The 18,124-nt window shown below is 53.0% G+C and carries 17 protein-coding genes; 10 read left to right on the plus strand and 7 right to left on the minus strand.

The features are described 5' to 3' along the window. The first annotated feature begins 31 nt into the window (after nt 1-31). On the plus strand, nt 32-1,270 hold the full coding sequence (locus ACF2G4_RS16175) for an MFS transporter (protein ID WP_332626562.1): 1,239 nt from the start codon (nt 32-34) through the stop codon (nt 1,268-1,270). 95 nt (nt 1,271-1,365) lie between these two features. Here ACF2G4_RS16175 and ACF2G4_RS16180 read toward each other — a convergent pair whose 3' ends face one another. Beyond that, nucleotides 1,366-2,514 carry a Gfo/Idh/MocA family protein gene (locus ACF2G4_RS16180; RefSeq protein ID WP_215847853.1) on the minus strand — a complete coding sequence of 383 codons (1,149 nt, stop codon included), beginning with the start codon at nt 2,512-2,514 and terminating at the stop codon, nt 1,366-1,368. Between the two features lie 287 nt (nt 2,515-2,801). On the opposite strand from ACF2G4_RS16180, the gene ACF2G4_RS16185 reads away from it, so the two are divergent. After that, entirely contained in the window at nt 2,802-3,668 is an 867-nt protein-coding gene (locus tag ACF2G4_RS16185) for a BadF/BadG/BcrA/BcrD ATPase family protein (RefSeq protein ID WP_409075149.1), read from the plus strand. A gap of 12 nt (nt 3,669-3,680) precedes the next feature. Next, nucleotides 3,681-4,799 carry an ROK family protein gene (locus tag ACF2G4_RS16190; protein ID WP_409075150.1) on the plus strand — a complete coding sequence of 373 codons (1,119 nt, stop codon included), beginning with the start codon at nt 3,681-3,683 and terminating at the stop codon, nt 4,797-4,799. A gap of 60 nt (nt 4,800-4,859) precedes the next feature. Here ACF2G4_RS16190 and ACF2G4_RS16195 read toward each other — a convergent pair whose 3' ends face one another. Both ACF2G4_RS16195 and ACF2G4_RS16200 read right to left on the minus strand, forming a co-directional pair. Further along, entirely contained in the window at nt 4,860-5,951 is a 1,092-nt protein-coding gene (locus ACF2G4_RS16195) for a sn-glycerol-3-phosphate ABC transporter ATP-binding protein UgpC (protein ID WP_332626567.1), read from the minus strand. A gap of 12 nt (nt 5,952-5,963) precedes the next feature. Beyond that, nucleotides 5,964-6,563: a GNAT family N-acetyltransferase gene (locus ACF2G4_RS16200; RefSeq protein WP_332626770.1), complete on the minus strand. Its 600-nt coding sequence runs from the start codon at nt 6,561-6,563 to the stop codon at nt 5,964-5,966. A 529-nt stretch (nt 6,564-7,092) separates the two neighbouring features. Between ACF2G4_RS16200 and ACF2G4_RS16205 the strand changes: the two genes are divergently transcribed. The 4 genes from ACF2G4_RS16205 to ACF2G4_RS16220 all read left to right on the plus strand — a co-directional run bounded on the left by ACF2G4_RS16205 (nt 7,093) and on the right by ACF2G4_RS16220 (nt 11,631). Further along, nucleotides 7,093-8,430, plus strand: a complete 1,338-nt coding sequence (locus ACF2G4_RS16205; RefSeq protein ID WP_243078757.1) for an ABC transporter substrate-binding protein — start codon at nt 7,093-7,095, stop codon at nt 8,428-8,430. Nucleotides 8,431-8,487: 57 nt separating this feature from the next. Further along, nucleotides 8,488-9,360: a carbohydrate ABC transporter permease gene (locus ACF2G4_RS16210; RefSeq protein ID WP_215847848.1), complete on the plus strand. Its 873-nt coding sequence runs from the start codon at nt 8,488-8,490 to the stop codon at nt 9,358-9,360. Beyond that, nucleotides 9,360-10,175, plus strand: coding sequence for a carbohydrate ABC transporter permease (locus ACF2G4_RS16215; protein WP_215847847.1), 816 nt, complete (start codon nt 9,360-9,362; stop codon nt 10,173-10,175). Before ACF2G4_RS16210 ends, ACF2G4_RS16215 begins: the two co-directional genes overlap by 1 nt. A gap of 124 nt (nt 10,176-10,299) precedes the next feature. Beyond that, the gene (locus ACF2G4_RS16220; protein ID WP_409075151.1) at nt 10,300-11,631 is read left to right on the plus strand and encodes a glycoside hydrolase family 28 protein; all 1,332 of its coding nucleotides are present in this window, start codon (nt 10,300-10,302) and stop codon (nt 11,629-11,631) included. A 15-nt stretch (nt 11,632-11,646) separates the two neighbouring features. On the opposite strand, the gene ACF2G4_RS16225 is transcribed toward ACF2G4_RS16220, so the two are convergent. Beyond that, a complete protein-coding gene (locus tag ACF2G4_RS16225) occupies nt 11,647-12,717 on the minus strand; it encodes a tartrate dehydrogenase (RefSeq protein WP_409075152.1) in 1,071 nt (356 codons plus the stop codon). 85 nt (nt 12,718-12,802) lie between these two features. Between ACF2G4_RS16225 and ACF2G4_RS16230 the strand changes: the two genes are divergently transcribed. The 3 genes from ACF2G4_RS16230 to ACF2G4_RS16240 all read left to right on the plus strand — a co-directional run bounded on the left by ACF2G4_RS16230 (nt 12,803) and on the right by ACF2G4_RS16240 (nt 15,651). Continuing rightward, a complete protein-coding gene (locus ACF2G4_RS16230; protein ID WP_409075153.1) occupies nt 12,803-13,759 on the plus strand; it encodes a LysR family transcriptional regulator in 957 nt (318 codons plus the stop codon). Between the two features lie 154 nt (nt 13,760-13,913). Beyond that, nucleotides 13,914-14,225: a hypothetical protein gene (locus tag ACF2G4_RS16235; RefSeq protein ID WP_243078752.1), complete on the plus strand. Its 312-nt coding sequence runs from the start codon at nt 13,914-13,916 to the stop codon at nt 14,223-14,225. Nucleotides 14,226-14,556: 331 nt separating this feature from the next. Beyond that, nucleotides 14,557-15,651 (plus strand): YncE family protein, encoded by a 1,095-nt coding sequence (locus tag ACF2G4_RS16240; protein ID WP_332626581.1) that lies wholly within the window; start codon nt 14,557-14,559, stop codon nt 15,649-15,651. Nucleotides 15,652-15,702: 51 nt separating this feature from the next. Here the strand turns inward: ACF2G4_RS16240 and ACF2G4_RS16245 are convergent, their stop codons facing one another. The 3 genes from ACF2G4_RS16245 to ACF2G4_RS16255 all read right to left on the minus strand — a co-directional run bounded on the left by ACF2G4_RS16245 (nt 15,703) and on the right by ACF2G4_RS16255 (nt 18,088). After that, complete coding sequence (locus tag ACF2G4_RS16245; protein ID WP_215847845.1) at nt 15,703-15,996, minus strand: DUF1330 domain-containing protein; 294 nt, start codon at nt 15,994-15,996, stop codon at nt 15,703-15,705. Nucleotides 15,997-16,007: 11 nt separating this feature from the next. After that, a complete protein-coding gene (yghU, locus tag ACF2G4_RS16250) occupies nt 16,008-16,871 on the minus strand; it encodes a glutathione-dependent disulfide-bond oxidoreductase (protein ID WP_332626582.1) in 864 nt (287 codons plus the stop codon). 335 nt (nt 16,872-17,206) lie between these two features. Beyond that, the gene (locus ACF2G4_RS16255) at nt 17,207-18,088 is read right to left on the minus strand and encodes a sugar phosphate isomerase/epimerase family protein (RefSeq protein WP_215847844.1); all 882 of its coding nucleotides are present in this window, start codon (nt 18,086-18,088) and stop codon (nt 17,207-17,209) included. Between the last annotated feature and the right edge of the window lie 36 nt (nt 18,089-18,124).

The following is an 18,124-nucleotide window of genomic DNA, read 5'->3' on the forward strand; positions in this document are numbered from 1 at the left end:
GTTTTAGGCCACTTAAAAATGGGATGGAAAAATGGGATTTATGGCATCGGCAGCGGAAGATTCGCTGCTGCGACATCGCGCGTTTGTGGCTTTCTGGCTGGCTCGAACCTGCTCGTCGTTTGGTTTTCAGATGTTTTCGGTGGCGATCAGCTGGCAGATTTACGCGCTCACCAACAGCGCGTTAGCGTTGGGCATGATTGGACTCATGCAGTTTTTGCCCTCGGTATTATTGGCCTTGCCTGCCGGACATTTAGCCGATCAGTTTGATCGCCGCCGAATTGTGCTCTGTGGTCAGCTGATTGAGTTCGCGGCATTAGCGGCGCTGGTGATGCTAACGCTGTTCCACTGGGCGGATAAAACCGCATTGTGGGGATTAGTCTTTATGATTTCGGTAGCGAAAGCTCTGGAGTGGCCGGCTATGTCATCCATGCTGCCAGCGCTGGTGCCACCGTCGATGTTAGCGCGTGCCATGGCGTCTAATGCGGTTGGCGGCCAGGCAGCGGTCATCGTCGGGCCGACTTTGGGCGGCTTGCTTTACGTTGCGGGTCCCGATGTGGTGTATGGCGTCTCAGGCTTGTTTTATCTAATCTCATTGATTCTGGTGAGCCGTTTGCGCTACGAGCGTCCACCGCAAGTTCGGCTGCCGATGAACATGAAAAACCTGTTTGCCGGTATTCACTTTATCCGTGAGCGCAAAGATGTATTGGGTGTGATTTCGCTCGATCTGTTTGCCGTGCTGTTGGGCGGTGCCACTGCGCTACTGCCGATTTTTGCCAAAGATATCCTGCATACCGGACCTTGGGGATTAGGCATGTTGCGCGGTGCGCCTTCCATCGGTGCACTATTAGTCGGTTTATGGCTGAGCCGTAACAAGCTGGAAAAGAACGTCGGCATGATTATGTTTGGATCGGTGGCGGGTTTCGGCGTGGCGACGTTGGTATTTGCGCTCTCGAGCCAGCTCTGGTTGTCGTTGATTGCATTAGCGGCGCTCGGCGGCTTCGATATGGTCAGCATGGTGATTCGCGGATCGCTGGTGCAACTTGATACGCCAGACGATATGCGCGGCCGAGTCAACGCCGTCAACGCTATCTTTATTAACACCTCTAACCAGCTGGGTGAGTTTGAGTCGGGCTTATTGGCCGCCTGGTTGGGTGCTGCGCCCGCCGCTGCGATTGGCGGCATCGGTACGCTGATTGTGGTGGCATTGTGGATGAAGTTATTCCCACATTTGCGTAAACGACAAAAGCTGGAAAATGAAACGGTGCTATGAAAAACCGGCCTTAAGGCCGGTTGAGTGAGATTCCAGTAACTGCAGCCTGACGTGCGCGGAGAAAAGCGTGCGTCAGGGGTGGCAAAACATGCCGCCTATTTTCCCAGGTTGGCGTCAAAAGTATTCCAGCTTGTTGTCATATCCACTACGCTGCGGGTTTTGCGGGCCTCATCGATTTTAATGGCGGTGAGTCCCGCTTCCAGCGCGTCCACCACCGAAACTTTCAGTGGCGTTCCCTGTTTAATGTGTTTCACAATCTCTTCAGCCATTAAGGCGTCGGCACCGTAGTGTCCGTCGTAGGCATTGCCGCTGTAAGCGGTATCCACTTCCTTTTCGCCGGTTCGGGCATTGTGTACGCGGAAATAGTTACGTACAAAGTCGCCTTCCGCCATGCCATCCGTTCCCATTACGCAGAACCGACGAAACTCGTCCGGAACGTTGAGGTTGGCGTGAAAAGCCAGCGTTGCGCCGCTGGCATACTCAATGATCGCCGTTTGGTAATCGACGATATCGGCATCGCTATCAAACACGGCATCGGTGCTGGACCAACCGCTGGGTTTCACGTGATAAACCTCTGAATCTGCAGTCACCGCACCTTGTGGGGCGTGTTGCGGCGTAAACGATTTGCGTCCACCAAAGCTGGCTACGCGTACCGGGCGTTCACCCATGAGGCCTTGGTAGAGATCGATATCGTGACAGCACTTTTCCAGGATATACGGGCCGGCGTATTTCTCCAGACGACGCCAGTCGCGCTGGAAAAACGCACCGTGATAAGGCTTGATATGCTCGGTCGCTTCAATGGAGGTAATTTCACCTAATCGACGGTCATCGCGCGCCGCCAGCAAATCGTGATACAGCGGCGAATAGCGCAGCACCAAACCGACCAAAATTTTATTCTCGCCATACTGATTAACCAGCTTCGCCATCGCCATGGTCTGTTCTTCATTGATTACCACAGGCTTTTCGGTAAACACGGTAAAACCGGCAGCCAGCGCTTTGCCGACATGCTCAAGGTGGAGGAAATTGGGCGAACCCACTAACAGCAGATCAAAACCGCCGTGCTGCAATAGCGCTTCAATAGAATCAAATGCTTTACCAGGATCGATGCCAAAACTGTGCAGATTGGGTAGCCCGGCGGGGGCTGGATCGCAGTAGCCGACAACCGAAAATGATGAATCGGCTTTATTGAACTCTTTCACTACATGGGACAAGCGAAAGCCAAGACCGATAATGCCTACTTTCATGTTAAACCCCTGACGGAAAATTCTTGAACATTGAAGAGTGGAAGCTCGCCGCTGAATCACCGCAGCTGCTGATAATCTGACCATCAACTTATTACGATAGAAAAACTAATGTCAATAACTTGCTGCGAGCGGTACAAGGGTGATTTTTGATAATATACTGTTTTATAATGATTAATCTGTATTTTTTCTTTGCCATATTTATTTGTTATTGCGATTTAAGTTTTTTTCCCCTATCGTTCGGTCATTAATGAAACAACCCTAAAAACGGTGGAGGCGGGAGGAAGCGCGTGCAATCACACTATCTCCTTGGCATTGATGGCGGCGGTACACGATGCCGTGCACGACTCACCTCGAACGGCACGGTGTTAGCAGAAGCCATTGGCGGCCCCGCCAACGTTTGGTCAGATTATGATGCGGCGTTGAAAAGCGCCGAACAGCTTATTGCCCAGGTTATTGCTCAAGCTGGATTACCTTCGCAGGCGCTGACACAAACCACCGTTGTCGCAGGCCTGGCGGGTGCGAATGTCGCGTCGGTTAAAGCACGGCTAGCGAGTTGGCAACCGCCGTGTGCCGCGTTGCAGGTAGTAAGTGATGTAGAAATTGCCTGTGCGGGTGCACACGCGGGAGAGCCGGGTGCGGTATTTATCATCGGCACCGGCAGCCAGGGCGCCGCCTGGGATGGTGAACACTTCACACTGCTTGGCGGCTGGGGTTTTGCGCTTTCCGATCAAGGTTCTGGTGCCGAGTTAGGACGCCGTGCGTTGCGACTGGCGCTGCTGGCCCACGAAGACATTATTCCAAAAACCGATTTTACCGACAGCCTGATGGCGCAGTTTGATCGCAGCCCGGAAACCATGCTGCTGTGGACGCGTAATGCTGTTCCCGCTGACTGGGCTCGCGTTGTGCCGCCTGTCTTCGCAGCGGCTGACGCGGGTGATGCGCATGCGCGTTCGTTATTGCAACAGACCGCTGACGATATCGGCTTGATGGTGCGCCGCCTAACCACCTTGAGCGCCGGGCGCTTAGCGCTGATGGGCGGACTCGCCGATCCGATTCAAACCTGGCTTGCTGAAGACATTCAGGCGCTGTTGGTGGCCCCGCAATGCGATGCGCTAGCGGGTGCTATAACCCTGGCTCAACGCGTTAATCGATAACATAAGGGATTTATGACCGCGCCGAACGTTACCGCACGCATCCTGCGTCTGATTGTTGAAAATGCTCCCATTAGTCAATCCGATCTGAAAGTGCGCAGCGGACTCAGCATGTCAACGGTATCACAAGCCACTAATCGCTTACTGGCTCAGGAAGTGGTGCAGGAGCTGGGTTTACGCCGCGTCTCCATGGGCCGCCCTAAAACTCTGCTGGGTCTTAATCCCGATCGCGCCAGCGTGATTGGAATTCAGCTCAACGCCGAACGCAACCTGATCGTTACGACCGACCTCAACGGCAATCTGCTGGGTGAACAGCAAATGCCGTCGGGTGCTATGACGCCACGCCAACTCGGTGATGCGCTGGCAAAATTCCTGCGCAGTGTAGAAGGGAAACGCGTTGGAGCCATTGGCCTGGCGTTATCGGGGCTGGTGGATGCCGAAAACGGCTTCTGTATTCGCTCCAAAGTGTTGGACTGGGATAACGTTCCCATCGCACGGCTTTTAGAAGAGCGTTTTTCTCTGCCGGTTTTCATTGAAAACGACGCTAACGCGATGGCGATGGCGGCGCTGGTGTTTGGTCAGCTGGGCACGGCACAATCCGCGATTATCGCGACTTATGGCAAAGGGATTGGTGCGGGGATTGTCTTGAATCGTCAGCTTTATCGCGGACGCCACGGCAAAGCGGGTGAGATTGGTAATGCGCTGCTTGGGGATGGCTCGATGCGTCTGCTGGAGGAGGTTGCCTCATCTAAAGCCATTTTGCAGCGTGTGGCCCGCGACGAACAGGACGAGGCGCTGACGTTACAGGCATTAGATCTACGGCCTACGCCTGATGTTTTAGCGGCGCTAGAAGAAGCGGGGCGCGAACTGGGTATTTCGCTGGCAAACCTCTCTGTGGCTTACGATCCTGACGTGGTTTATCTGGCGATGGAGCCGCACATGGCATCACGTATTCTGCTTGATCACATCACCCAAAGTTTTCAGGCCTATCGCTTAAAGTTGACGCCGCAGATGACGCCATTGCAGTTCCTTACCGAATCAAATCGCATGTGGGCGCTGGGTGCGGCAGGCTTCGCCATCAATAAGCTGCTTGATCTGCTGGCTGCCGAGGCTGATGAAGAGCCCGTCACCTGAATCTCAGAAGGTAAAAGGGCGCCCCGGCGCCCTTTTTACGTCATGTTTTCAAGCTGCGGTTTAACGCAGACGCTGGCCTTGTTCATCAAACAGCAGGCAATGCGCTGCTGAAATGCCCAGCCGCACCCGTGCACCCAGTTCACGCTGATGCGTTTCTCGCTCTTCCACCACTAACATCTGCTCGCGACCAATATCGAGGTAGAGATAGTTGGTGTGGCCGAGCAGCTCGCTAAAGGACAACTCGCTTTCAAACTGCAATGCTGGTGCGGTTTGTTCAACGGGCTGAAAGTGTTCGGGACGAATACCCAGCTTGAGCTGCTGCCCTTCACGACACGGCGCCGTAATTTTTAGCACCAAATCGCTGATATTCAGCTCCGGCACGCGTAACTGCACTTCACCATCACCTACCGCACTGATTTCAGCCGCCAGAAAGTTCATTCTTGGCGAGCCAATAAACCCGGCGACAAACAGGTTGTCGGGATCTTTGTACAGCGTCAGCGGTGCGCCGACTTGCTCAATGCGTCCCTGACGCAGCACTACGATGCGATCCGCCAGCGTCATCGCTTCCAGCTGATCGTGCGTCACGTAAATCATGGTGTTGCCCAGCGAGGTATGCAGTCGCGCAATTTCAATACGCATTTGCAAACGTAGCTCAGCATCCAGATTGGAGAGCGGCTCATCAAACAGGAAGATGCGTGGATGACGAATGATGGCGCGGCCAATAGCCACACGCTGTCGCTGCCCGCCCGATAAGGCGCGCGGCAGACGATCAAGTAATTCGGTCAGATGCAGACGCGCCGCCGTCTGTTCAATCGCTTTGGCGATCTCCGCTTTCGGCTTTTTCATCACCTCAAGCGGATAGGCCAGGTTACCGCGCACTGTCATATTCGGGTAGAGCGCGTAAGACTGGAACACCATCGCAATTCCGCGTTCGGTGGCAGGCTGGTGCGTCATCTCTTTTTCTTCAATCAATAACTGCCCGCTGCTGATCTCTTCTAACCCGGCGATCATACGGAGCAAGGTAGATTTACCACAGCCTGAAGGGCCGACAAAGACCACAAATTCGCCGCTGTTGATCGTGAGATCGATGCCATGAATGACGTTAACGTGCTCATACGACTTTTTAACATTCTGCAAGCGCAGGCTGGTCATGAACTACCTCACTCAGAGTAACTGGCCCATATAAATGGCGTTGTTGCGCACGATGTGACTGAACCCCAGGCGCTGATAGAAAGCGCAAACCTGCTCATTTTGCAGGCTCACGCCAAGATGCACGCCGTTGACGCCCGCAGCGCGCAGCGCCGCCAGTTCATGCTCGATTAATTTGCGTCCCCAGCCGCCTTTTTGCACCGGCGGTAACAGGTTGATATGCAGATGCGCGGGCCAGTGTTTTACCAGTTGTTCGGCAGCTGCGTCGGGATGGTTAATGCTGTCGAGTATTTTGCTATCGAATGCCGCAACCGGCTGGCGATGCTGGTATTTTTGCTGCAAGACCGGCCACCATTCAGCCGCTAACTGCGCTTCAAAAGCGCGTGTGTCTGGCGCAGCCACCACATAGCCCATCACTTCACTTTCACTCTCTAATACAAAAGCAAAGTCAGGCGCGAAGCGTGCATAAGGCACTGCAAAGCGCTGGCCAGGGTACTCAGGATCGGCATAAAGCGCGCTGGCATCGGTTCCCGCATTCGCTGTTTGCAGGCAGATGCGGTAAAGCGCCGGGAAGTCCGCTGGGGTTGCCGGACGAATAACAGGTTGATTCGCCATCATCGTTTCTCGTTGGTCAGGAGATGAACAGTTTTTACGTTAATGAAAGCTGACTTAGTTTTCAAGATGGAATAATTACCTTGTCGCACAGGAGTGGGGCCGGAAGCAATGTTTATAGCGCAACGGCGAGTACATCTGTGATCGCTGACACGCCCATGCTGCGCCGTCTGTGGCGCATTTAAGGCGCGATTAAACGTCGGAAATGTGAGCGTGATAGGATTTTCATATGTTTTATCATGGGGTTATTTTGATGTGATAAGTACGAGATAAGATGCTGATAATTGACGCGGATGGTTGCTTTTTCATCGGTTGTGTTGCCGTTAAACAGTACACACGACGTGTAAGGGCGACGTGATGGTGTTTATTTGCGCAAGTTCACAACTCAACGTATCTCCGTATCGTCTGTTTGACTTTATTTTTTTATTAAAGTAAGTATGTGGGAGTGCAATTTCTGTGCGGCTTCAGTCTGCGGGATTGGCAGACGGTGAAATGAAGGGATGCCCGTTCTGTGATGGAGAAACCGAGCATTATGTCTAGTTCCTCAGTTCGTTCGTTCCGAATCCGTAATGTGCGTGCGCTGTCGCGCCTGATAGCGGCGGGCCTGCTGGTGAGCAGCGTTTCATATGCTGCACCCGCCGTCACCCTGAATGAATGGGATATCTACAACTATCCGCAGCAGACCGAAGCGGTGGATCAGGGCATTAAAGCGTTTTCGCAGCAGAATCCTGGCATTGTGATCAATCGCTCGGTTCACTCGTTTGAAGATACGCGCATCCCGCTCAAGCTGGCATTAACGGCCGGAGACGGCCCGCAGATCGCGCAGGTCAATCAAGGCGGTGGCGATATGGGTTCGCTGGTGAAAGATAAACTGCTGGTGCCACTCGACAGCTATGCCAGCAGCGACGGCTGGACCACGCGCTTCCCCGATTCCATTCTCAAACGTAACCGTTGGTCCGACAGCGGCGACTTCGGCAGCGGCAAACTGTATGGCGTGGCGAGCCTCGGTGAAATGGTCGGCCTCTATTACAACAAAGCGCTGCTGGATAAAGCGGGCATTGCAGTGCCAAAAACGTTGCCTGAGCTGGAAAGCGCGATGGCGAAGCTTAAAGAGCAGGGCGTTCCACCGATGATGCTGGGCTTGCTGGATGGCAACATGGGTCAGCAGCTGCTCAGCACGATTTGGCAGGCGCAAATTGAAAGCAGCGATCGTAAAAAACTGGATGATCTTATCTACGACGTGGGCGGCACCTTTAAAGATGACAAGCTGGTCAAAGCCGCCAATATGATGAAAAGCTGGAATGAGAAAGGCTATCTTTTCCCGGGTTTTCAAGGCATTGGTCATGATGATGCCGCTACGCTGTTCCAAAATGGACAGTCAGCTTTTCTGATCAGCGGGACCTGGTATCTCGGCCAGTTTAAAGACAACAAAGATATTCATTTTGCTGCCATGCCAGCGGGCGAGGGCGTGCAGCATGCCTTAATGGTGGGCGGCACCGATTTAGCTTTCTCTGTTACCAGCACGGCTAAAAGCAAAGAGCAGCAAGATGCGGCCGCGAAATTCATCGATTACATGGTTTCAGACACCATGGCAAACCGCTGGTTAAGCGTGGGCTTCCTGCCCGCCAGCACCAACAAAGAGGCCAAAATGCCAGCGGATAATGCGCTGTTGGCTGAAGCTTATCAGGTTTGGTTAACGCTTAACGCCCATGATGGTTTAGGGCATTACGTGGACTGGGCTACGCCAACCATGAACGCCGAGTTGAATCAGAATGTGCAACTGCTGCTGGGCGGGCGTCAAACTGCCGATCAGATGGTGAACAATTTCGATAACAACTATCAGCGTTACCTGCAAACTCTGAAAAAGTAAGCTGAGCGGCCCGGCTCTGCGTCGGGCCAGATCGTTATTCTGACCACGAGTACGGTTATGTTGAATCAAAGCGGTTGGCGTAATTTTCTCTATTTTCTGCCGGCGGTGCTGGTTTATGCGGTGTTTTTGTTATTACCGCTGCTGGCGTCGTTGGGTGTGAGTTTTACCGAATGGGATGGCACGTCGCTGCCGATTTTTACCGGTATCAGCAACTATATGCGCATGTTCAGCGATCCGATATTTTGGGTGGCGTTGGGCAACAATGCGGTATTAATGCTGTTTTACACGCTGCTGCCCATCAGCATTGGCTTGTTGCTGTGCAGCTTTCTCTACGACACCCGCAATAACAAAGAGCGCAGCGTGCTGCGTATCCTGTTTTTCCTGCCTTATATCATGCCGATGGCGGTGTTGGGCGTGGTGTGGCGCTGGCTCTACAATCCGGCTTTTGGCCCCATCGATCAGGTGTTACGCGCCATAGGCTTGCCACAATTAGCCCTCTCGTGGTTGGGTGATTTTACCTGGGCGCTGCCCGCCGTTGGCATGGTCGCTACCTGGTATTTCTTTGGTTTTTGTCTGGTGCTGTTTATGGCGGGCTTGCAGCGTATGGATCCCTCATTGTTGGAAGCGGCCGATTTAGATGGATCATCCCGTCGGCAAAAATTCATGCGCATCACCTTGCCAGGCCTACGTCCTGAGCTGCGTATTGCACTGCTGTTGACCGTGATCGCCAGCCTAAAAGCCTTCGATCTGGTTTATGTTATGACGCAAGGCGGGCCGGGAACGTCAACCATGGTCACCAATATCTTTATGTATAAGCAGGGTTTCGATCTGCACTATTTCGGTTACGCCTCATCGGTGGCCGTGTTTAGCATGATGATTGTGTTGATCATTAACTACCTTATTCATCTGGCTTTAAAGGAGCGTTACTGATGCGCAGCACACCGGTAATCTCCCGCACGCTGATCTGGATTGTGGCGCTGATGACCATTCTGCCTTTTATCATGGCATTAATGACCTCATTCAAAACGCAGATGGAACTGTTTCAGGGCGTGTTCACGCTGCCCGCTTCCATCAACTTCAAAAATTATGTCACCGCCTGGCAGCAAGGCCATTTTAACATCTACTTTTTTAACTCGGTGCTGGTGGTGATCCCGGTCGTGCTGTGCAGCATTCTGCTGGGCATTTTGGCTGGATTTGGTTTTGCCTGGCTAAAAATCCCCGGCAAAAAACTGATCGCTGCAATGCTGGCGTTGGGCATGGTGCTGCCGAGTGAAGCCTTTATTATTCCGCTCTATCATGAGCTGCGTTGGATGGGGCTAACCAATACCTATCTGGCGCTGATCCTGCCGCAAATCGCGCTGTCGCTGCCCTTTACCACGTTGATGATTGCCAGCGCCTTTCAGCAGGTACCGAAGGAGCTGGTTGAAGCTGCGGTTATGGATGGTGCATCGCGAGTGAAAATTCTGTGGGGCATTCTGGTGCCGGCCATTTGGCCAACGCTGTCGACGCTGGCGCTGCTGCTGTTTATCTGGACGTGGAATGAGTTCCTCATCCCGCTGATTCTGGTCAACAAAGATGAGTTGCGTACGCTGCCGATCGGCATGATGTTCTTTCAGAACAAAAACACCATCGATATTCCCGTGCTGATGGCGGGCGCGATGATTGTGATTTTGCCGTTGGTGGCGGTATTCCTGATCTTCCAGCGCAAATTTATCAGCGGCGTGACCGAGGGCGCGGTGAAGTAATTTGCGAGACATCGCACAAAACAGCCATTAAGTCACCCAAATCGGTGCGGTGGCGACCAGACAAAGGTGCGCTGCGCCGAAGCGTGTTGCAATTCCTCTTCCTTAACCTTTCGGGAGACGCACGATGCCCCTTTCTTTGGCAGATTTTCATCCCGCCGCTGATGGTGAAACCCTCGATACCGCAGTGCTGCAACGCGCTATCGATCACGTTATGGCCGCTGGCGGTGGATGCCTGACGATTCCACCAGGTCGCTATCGCAGCGGCACGCTAACCTTACCCTCAAATTTCGAGCTGCATTTAGAGGCGGGCGCGGTGTTAATCGCCAGCCGCGACGTTGCAGATTATCAAGGCATTCAAGCACAAAGCAGCGCTGAGAAGTCACATAACGTGTTGCTCTACGCGCTGAACCGCCGCAACATCACTATCAGTGGCAAAGGCTGCATTGATGGTGATGGTGAAGCCTGGTTTGCTGCGGAACGCGACGATCAGGGCTATCGTCTGCCCTTAGCCGATCGTCCGCGCATTATCGTGTTTGAAGCCTGTGAGCAGGTCACGCTCGAGGCGTTCAGCATTGTACAGGCACCGATGTGGACCGTGCATTTAGTCAGCTGCCGCCACGTACATATCGATCACTTAACCATCGATAACAGCATGACCATGCCAAATACTGATGCGCTGGATATCGACAGCTGTGAAGCCGTCTTCGTCAGCAACAGTTATTTAAGCGCAGCCGATGACGCAATCTGCATTAAAACTACCCACAAACCGGCATCGCTGCGTCGTCCCGCGCGGCAAATCATGATCACGAACTGTTTGCTGCGCTCCTACAGTTGCGCTTTCAAAATTGGCACCGAAACCTGGGATGATATTGAAGATGTCACCGTGACCGGCTGCACTATTTTTGACTCGAATCGCGGCATTGGTATTTTGTCGCGTGACGGCGGCGCGATGCGACGTCTGCTGTTCAGCAATCTCACTTTTGCTTGCCATTACGCACCGCCGTGTCACTGGGGCAAAGCAGATCCGCTGTTTGTTTCGGTGCGCTCGCGCGATCCCCTGATTCAACCCGGGATCGTTGAGCAACTGCAATTTGCTAACGTCAGCGGCGTCGCTGAAGGTGCGATCAATCTGCACGCCGCGCAGCCGGGTTGGATCCGTGATGTGTTGATTACCCAGGTTCAGTTAAGGCAAACCGTGGCGCAGGTTGAGCAAGGCTATTATGACGTGCGTCCACCCTGTAACCCCGATTCACCGACAGGCATGGGACTGGATAACGCCTACAAGCTCAACCCAGAGACCGGTGAAGCATTTGGCGTAGAGCGTTATCCCGGCGGTTTACCGGGACTGTATGCGCGTGGTGTAGAGAATCTTCAGTTGCATAACCTGGCGATTGAACGGCCTTCACCGTTACCGCCAGGCTGGCATCCCGATAGCGTGCGGGTGTTAACGGAATAACCGTGACAGAGCAGCTTAGAGCGCGGCGGCGATAGCTGCACCCAGTTCTTCGGTGCTGGCGCTGCCACCAAGGTCGCGTGTCAGGTTTTTCCCCGCAGCCAGCGTACGCTCAATCGCGTTGAGCACGGCGTCGCCCGCCTCTTTATAGCCAAGGTGTTCCAGCATCATTGCGCCACACCAAATCTGTCCAATCGGGTTGGCAACGCCTTTGCCGGCAATGTCAGGGGCAGAACCATGAACCGGCTCGAACAGGCTGGGAAATTTGCCTTCAGGGTTGATATTGGCGGAAGGCGCAATGCCAATGGTGCCGGTGCAGGCGGGACCAAGATCTGACAGGATGTCGCCAAACAGGTTGCTGGCAACCACCACATCAAACCAGTCAGGATGCAGCACAAAGTTAGCGGTCAAAATATCGATGTGATACTTGTCGACGTTGACTTCAGGGTAATGCTCGCTCATTGCTTCAACGCGGCTGTCCCAATAGGGCATGGTGATCGCAATACCGTTCGATTTGGTGGCGGAAGTGAGATGCTTCTTCGGACGACGCTGTGCCAGTTCGTAAGCAAATTTCAGAATGCGATCGACGCCGACCCGCGTCATCACCGTTTCCTGAATCACCACTTCGCGATCGGTACCAGGGAACATGGTGCCGCCTACGCTGGAATATTCGCCTTCGGTATTTTCACGTACTACATAAAAGTCGATATCACCCGGTTCGCGATTCGCCAACGGCGCTTTCACTCCGGGCATCAGGCGCACAGGACGCAGGTTAACGTATTGATCAAATTCCCGGCGGAACTGCAACAGCGAACCCCACAACGACACGTGATCGGGAACAACGTCCGGCCAACCCACTGCGCCAAAGTAGATGGCATCAAAGGTTTTGAGATGCGGAAACCAGTCATCCGGCAACATTTTTCCGTGCTGCTGCCAATACTCGGCGCTGGCGTAGTCAAACCATTCCCAGCGCAGCGGAATATTAAATTTCTCTGCCGCCGCGTTCATAACGCGAATGCCTTCTGGCATCACCTCTTTACCGATGCCGTCTCCGGGAATAACCGCAATACGATGGATTTTGTCTGACATAGGGTACCTTTGGATTTGCTGTTTGAGTTATAGCCACAGTATAACTGTGCATCTTGAGGAAATAATTAGCCTGAAAATTAAGCCAATGTTGAATCAAAGTAGAGAATCCCGTACATCGACCGACGATTTAGCCTTTTTTATTCGTATTGCCAGTTTGGGCAGTTTGACGGCAGCGGCACGCGAATTGGGTTTATCGCTGGCGGCAGTCAGCAAACGTCTTAGCCTGCTTGAACAACGGCTAGGCGTGCAGTTATTGCGTCGCACCACGCGGCGGCTGGAGCTGACAGTGGAAGGCAGGCGTTATTTCGACGGTGCGCGTCCGCTGTTAGATCAACTCATGGCGCTGGAAGAAGCAGTAAGCGGCGAAACCGAACAGTTACGCGGCACGCTCAACATCAACGCCTCTTTCGGCTTTGGACGTCGCTACGTTGCGCCTTGCGTCTCGGCATTTGCTACCCTGCATCCGCAGCTGTCACTGTCGCTGCAACTGAGTAGCCAGCCGCTTAACTTTTTGGATGCGCAGGTGGATGTGGATATTCGCGTCGGCGAACCGCCCGATTCGCGGCTGGTGGCGCGTAAACTGCATACCAATCCGCGCGTGTTGTGCTGCTCACCCGCTTACGCCCAAAAACAGGGTTTACCGCAATCGATTAGTGAACTCGCCCAACACAACTGCATCTTGCTGCGTCAGTATGAGAGTGATTTTGCCTTGTGGCGTTTTATCTCGGGTGAACAGAGCCTGAATCAAAAAGTACGCGGAAGCTTGATCACCAATGATGGCGAAGTGGCGATGCGCATGGCGCTGGATGGTCATGGGATTTTGCTGCGTTCATGGTGGGATGCGCAACACAGCATCCATCGCGGTGACTTGCTGCATGTGCTACCTGAATGGCACGCGCCCGATGGCGATATTTTTGCTGTCTGGCAGGCGCAGCGCCAGCTTCCGGCGCGTATTCATGCATTTGTGGATTTTATGCAGCTCAGGCTAACAGCGGATCTTCAGGTACAACAGCAGGAGGCGCAGAATCATCCTGTTAGATGAGGTGCTGGCGCAATGGTGCGATCGCCTCACGTTCTACGTAGTGGATTGTTGGTAATCATAGCTTGCAGCTTTTTAGTGTTCTGCGACGAATTAAGCCGTTAATAGTGGCGCTTTCCTCTACACTGGGAGCACGCATCATAACGGAGTGGATCTTATGAACGACAAGAAAATGATTTCTATCGATCAGTTCAACACAGCGGAACGTGTTGAAGTTGACGAAGCATTGCAGGCGCTGATGCAAAAATATCGCGCTAAGTCAGGCAAAGAGCCGGACAGCAAAAAAGAGAAAGAGCTCAGCGCAGAAGCACGCGAAGTGGTGATGACCGCTAAGCTGGCACGCGAAAAAGAGAAAGCCGAACGCACCGCCAAAAAACCGGCCCGCAGAAAGAAACCCTCTTCAATGGCAGCCAGTGAAGTCAACGATTTCAGTTGGTCAGCCTCTGTTGATCGCGGTAAGCGACGTTAAACAACGCACTGGACAGGGTCATAATAACCTGTGACCCGCTGTATCTATCCCACGCATCATTCCTCACCTTTTAACCCTCGCCGATATTTTTCTGCTTATCTGCATCCGTGATATTGACCCTTGCTGTGCACTCTCGCTGACTACTGCGCATGCGGATTCGCAAGTGCGTGATTTTGCTGTTCCGCTGTGGAAAAGCCGGGTAGATCAGGCACGTAAGGCTAACGCGTTGCGTTTACATATTTTTTACTAATGCGTATGATTCTCATTCTTTTTATATTTCCCGCCGCGCTGCGGCCTGACGGGAGCCGTTCGTCCATTGATGGAGTTAAGAATGAAATCTTTGTTCAGCTCGCATAAAGCCGCGCTCGCGCTGGCCGTTGCCGCGACTTTTAGCCTGACTGCTTGCCAGACGCCTGCGAAAAAAGCCGAAGAACCGGTAGTAGCAGCCGCACAAGCACCAGCCGATACCAACCTGACACAGCGCGAGCTGGGCGATGGTTTGTATGAAATGGCCTATCTGCCAGCGAAAAACGCGCTTTACGTTGCCAGCGCGCAGGGCTTCAAAGATGTCAGCGGCGGCATGATTTATCGTCTGGATGCAACTACGCTGAAAACCACCGGCGAAGCGCATACCGATCTGAAAAACTTCGGCATGTTGATCGATCCAGACGGCAGCGCATTGTACGCGACCAACTCGCTGGATGGTGGCATCTCTAAAATCGATCCAGAAAACGGCAAAGTGCTGAAGCGTCTGATGTTCAGCGAGAGAAACGACAAGGGCTTCCCGTTTGGCGCGCGTGAAATCTTCTGGCACGAAGGCCAGCTCTATATCGGCGGGGTAGGCGATCCGGGTGTGATTTGGGTAGTTGATGCCAAAACCATGAAGCTGAAAACCCGCATCAAAAATGCCGGCAAATGGGTCACTGGTATCATCTACTCATCCGTTACTGATCGTATTTACGCAGCGAACGGCGGCGGCGAAATCCTGGTGATCAATCCGCGCAGCCACAAAATTGAAAAACGCCTGACCGCAGGCGATGGCAAAGAGTATCTGTTCCTGAACATGGCAGAAGATCCGGCTACCGGCCGTCTGTTCGTGACGGACAACTCTAAAGCGAAGAACACACTGGTGTTTGATGAGCGCAGCGGCAAAGTGATCAAGCGCCTGGATCTGGGTGATTCGTTGGGCATTAAATTCAACGCTAAGCGCAATGAGATCTATATCAGCCAGCGTGAATCGAAGAAAGTGCTGCAACTGGATGCCACCACTTACGCGGTGAAAAACAGCTGGTCATTCGACAGCCATCCAAACAGCCTGTTCGTGTCGCCGGATGGACAGACGCTTTACGTTACTGTGAAGCAAGAGTTTAACAAGGACCACAGCACCAAAGGTCCTGACAGCGTGGCGCGTATCGCACTGAAATAAAAAAGGCGGCATCGCTGCCGCCTGATGACAAGGACGCTGCGGCGTCCTTTTTTATTTTTCTACGCCCTGAACCAGCACCACACGATAGTGGGCACCTTTCAGGCGATGCTCTTTAGCCGCCTGATATTCCGGGCTGTCATACCATGCGTGAGCCGCTTCCACACTGGGAAACTCCAGTACCACCACGCCTTCTGCTTCCGGGCCTTCCAGCGTTTCCAGCGCGCCGTAAAAGGCGAGGGCATTAATGGGATGATCGCCGCGAGCTTTGCCCGCTTTCTCGGCGTAGGTTGCCATTTCGGCGTCATTCAGGGTTTCATCACGAATAAATACAACGTAAGCGCTCAACAGAATTCTCCTTAAGCTTTTTTATCTTCGGTGTTGGTATCAAAATCGGCAGCATCATGACGCTCATGCAGCTGATCGGCAGGTTCACCCATCACGCGGTTCACTTTGCGGCCACGAATCACCGCAGGACGTTGCGCAATCTCTTTCGCCCAACGCTGCACGTTTTTATAGGATTGAAGATCCAAATATTCAGCAGCACCGTACAGATCGTTAAGCACAAGATTGCCGTACCAAGGCCAGGTGGCGATGTCGGCGATAGTGTAATCGTCACCGGCAAGATAGCGGTTCTCGGCAAGCTGGCGATCCAACACGTCAAGCTGACGCTTGGCTTCTAACGTGAAGCGGTTGATGGCGTATTCAATTTTTTCTGGCGCGTAATGGTAAAAGTGACCCAAGCCGCCGCCAAGATAGGGCGCAGAACCTTGTAGCCAGAACAACCAGTTCAGCGTTTCAGTGCGCTTAGCGATATCTTTCGGCAGGAAGTGACCAAATTTTTCTGCCAAATAGAGCAGGATATTGCCCGATTCAAACACACGGATCGGTGGCGTTGCCGAGTGATCGCTGAGCGCGGGAATTTTTGAGTTAGGGTTAACATCAACAAAGCCGCTGGAGAACTGATCGCCTTCGCCAATGCGAATCAACCACGCGTCATATTCAGCGTCATTGACGTTCAGCGCCAGCAGCTCTTCCAGCAGAATAGTGACTTTCTGGCCGTTTGGTGTGCCCAGTGAATAGAGCTGAAGCGGATGTTTGCCAACCGGCAGACTTTTTTCGTGCGTAGGGCCAGCGAAAGGGCGGTTAGTTTTTGCGCCGTTGCCTTTGGCTTCGGGATCCCAGGTCCAGACTTTCGCGGGCTGATACGTATTTTCCGACATGGTAAAGGTTCGCCTTGTTGTGATTGAGTTTTCTTTCGAGTGTAGCAGGTGGCTAAAAGCCGGTTTAACCCTGCTGGCGGTGAGCGATGGATGTATGGCTGGGATAAAGCATAAAGTCGACGCTGCCTTCGACATAGGAACAAAAGGGGATTCCCTTTTTCAGCCGTTGCAAAAGCAGGCTCTATACCCGCCTGCGGGGTGTTGCCTGTTCAGGCTAAAGAGTTACCGACTTTGCGGGGTGGATTACCGGTGCGGGCTGGTTGGCAATGTCAGGCGCATTGCTGAACGCAAAAAGGCAGCGGATGAGCTGCCTTTTTAGTGTTTATCTCTCTATTTTAACCCAGCAGTTCGCGCTCAATCAGCTCGCGCGTTTCAACTGCCTGCACTTTCATTTTTTCCGGATAACCAAACAGCGAAGAGGCGATGATCGATTCGCCGCCCACTTTGTAGCTGCGGTTAGCAAAGTCCATATCGCGCAGCGTCTGGAACAGCGTTGGGAAGTCGACTTCACCTTCGCCCACGCCCACGTGTTGGTGAATGGTGGCATCCACACCAGGCGGGTTAACAATGTAGCGGCAATGTTTGGTGTGGTTCATTGTATCGGCGATGAGTACGTGCGAAAGATCGTCTCCGGCATATTGCAGCATGCTTTTCACGTCGCCTTTGCCTTTGTCGTAGAAGAAGGTGTGCGGCACGCTGTAAACGTATTTGACGTTCTCACTGCGAAAAGACTTCACGATATCGGAGGTTTCGTTGTTCTCTTCGCAAAAATCCCACGGATGTGACTGGATTTCGACGCGGATGCCTTCACGTTCGATAATCGGCAGCAACTCTTCCATTGAGCGATAGAACATCTCTTCACAGATTTCCGGTTCGTTTGGCGTCCCTGATAATTCGGTGTTGATTACCTGAACGCCCATTTCGACTGCGATCTCGATCATGCGTTTCCAGTTTTTCACCGCCGCCTGACGACGCAGTTCATCTGGACCAGACCAGCGATACACCACAATAAAAGAGGAGATTTCAAGGCCGGTCGAGCGCAAGGCGTTCTTGTACTCCGTCATGATTTCGCGGCTGGCTTTAGGATGCTTATAAAACGGGTTAATCTGCGGATGCGGCGACTGTTCGATGTATTTATATCCCCAATCGGCTACCTGATTAACCATGCGGGTGATGCCCATATCTCTAATCACATCCACATCAAAAGCGATTTTCATCTGTCTACTCCGGGGGCGTTTAAGGTTGCAGTTCTT

Origin of the sequence: Pantoea phytostimulans (genome assembly GCF_046118715.1) — a bacterium.
Classification (GTDB): domain Bacteria; phylum Pseudomonadota; class Gammaproteobacteria; order Enterobacterales; family Enterobacteriaceae; genus Pantoea; species Pantoea phytostimulans.

Bases quoted from the DNA above. Each gene is read 5' to 3' on its own strand.
- ACF2G4_RS16175 (WP_332626562.1), top strand. From the start codon at position 32: ATGGGATTTATGGCATCGGCAGCGGAAGATTCGCTGCTGCGACATCGC.
- ACF2G4_RS16180 (WP_215847853.1), bottom strand. From the start codon at position 2,514: ATGAAAGTAGGCATTATCGGTCTTGGCTTTCGCTTGTCCCATGTAGTG.
- ACF2G4_RS16190 (WP_409075150.1), top strand. From the start codon at position 3,681: ATGACCGCGCCGAACGTTACCGCACGCATCCTGCGTCTGATTGTTGAA.
- ACF2G4_RS16195 (WP_332626567.1), bottom strand. From the start codon at position 5,951: ATGACCAGCCTGCGCTTGCAGAATGTTAAAAAGTCGTATGAGCACGTT.
- ACF2G4_RS16200 (WP_332626770.1), bottom strand. From the start codon at position 6,563: ATGGCGAATCAACCTGTTATTCGTCCGGCAACCCCAGCGGACTTCCCG.
- ACF2G4_RS16205 (WP_243078757.1), top strand. From the start codon at position 7,093: ATGTCTAGTTCCTCAGTTCGTTCGTTCCGAATCCGTAATGTGCGTGCG.
- ACF2G4_RS16210 (WP_215847848.1), top strand. From the start codon at position 8,488: ATGTTGAATCAAAGCGGTTGGCGTAATTTTCTCTATTTTCTGCCGGCG.
- ACF2G4_RS16215 (WP_215847847.1), top strand. From the start codon at position 9,360: ATGCGCAGCACACCGGTAATCTCCCGCACGCTGATCTGGATTGTGGCG.
- ACF2G4_RS16220 (WP_409075151.1), top strand. From the start codon at position 10,300: ATGCCCCTTTCTTTGGCAGATTTTCATCCCGCCGCTGATGGTGAAACC.
- ACF2G4_RS16225 (WP_409075152.1), bottom strand. From the start codon at position 12,717: ATGTCAGACAAAATCCATCGTATTGCGGTTATTCCCGGAGACGGCATC.
- ACF2G4_RS16230 (WP_409075153.1), top strand. From the start codon at position 12,803: ATGTTGAATCAAAGTAGAGAATCCCGTACATCGACCGACGATTTAGCC.
- ACF2G4_RS16235 (WP_243078752.1), top strand. From the start codon at position 13,914: ATGAACGACAAGAAAATGATTTCTATCGATCAGTTCAACACAGCGGAA.
- ACF2G4_RS16240 (WP_332626581.1), top strand. From the start codon at position 14,557: ATGAAATCTTTGTTCAGCTCGCATAAAGCCGCGCTCGCGCTGGCCGTT.
- yghU (WP_332626582.1), bottom strand. From the start codon at position 16,871: ATGTCGGAAAATACGTATCAGCCCGCGAAAGTCTGGACCTGGGATCCC.
- ACF2G4_RS16255 (WP_215847844.1), bottom strand. From the start codon at position 18,088: ATGAAAATCGCTTTTGATGTGGATGTGATTAGAGATATGGGCATCACC.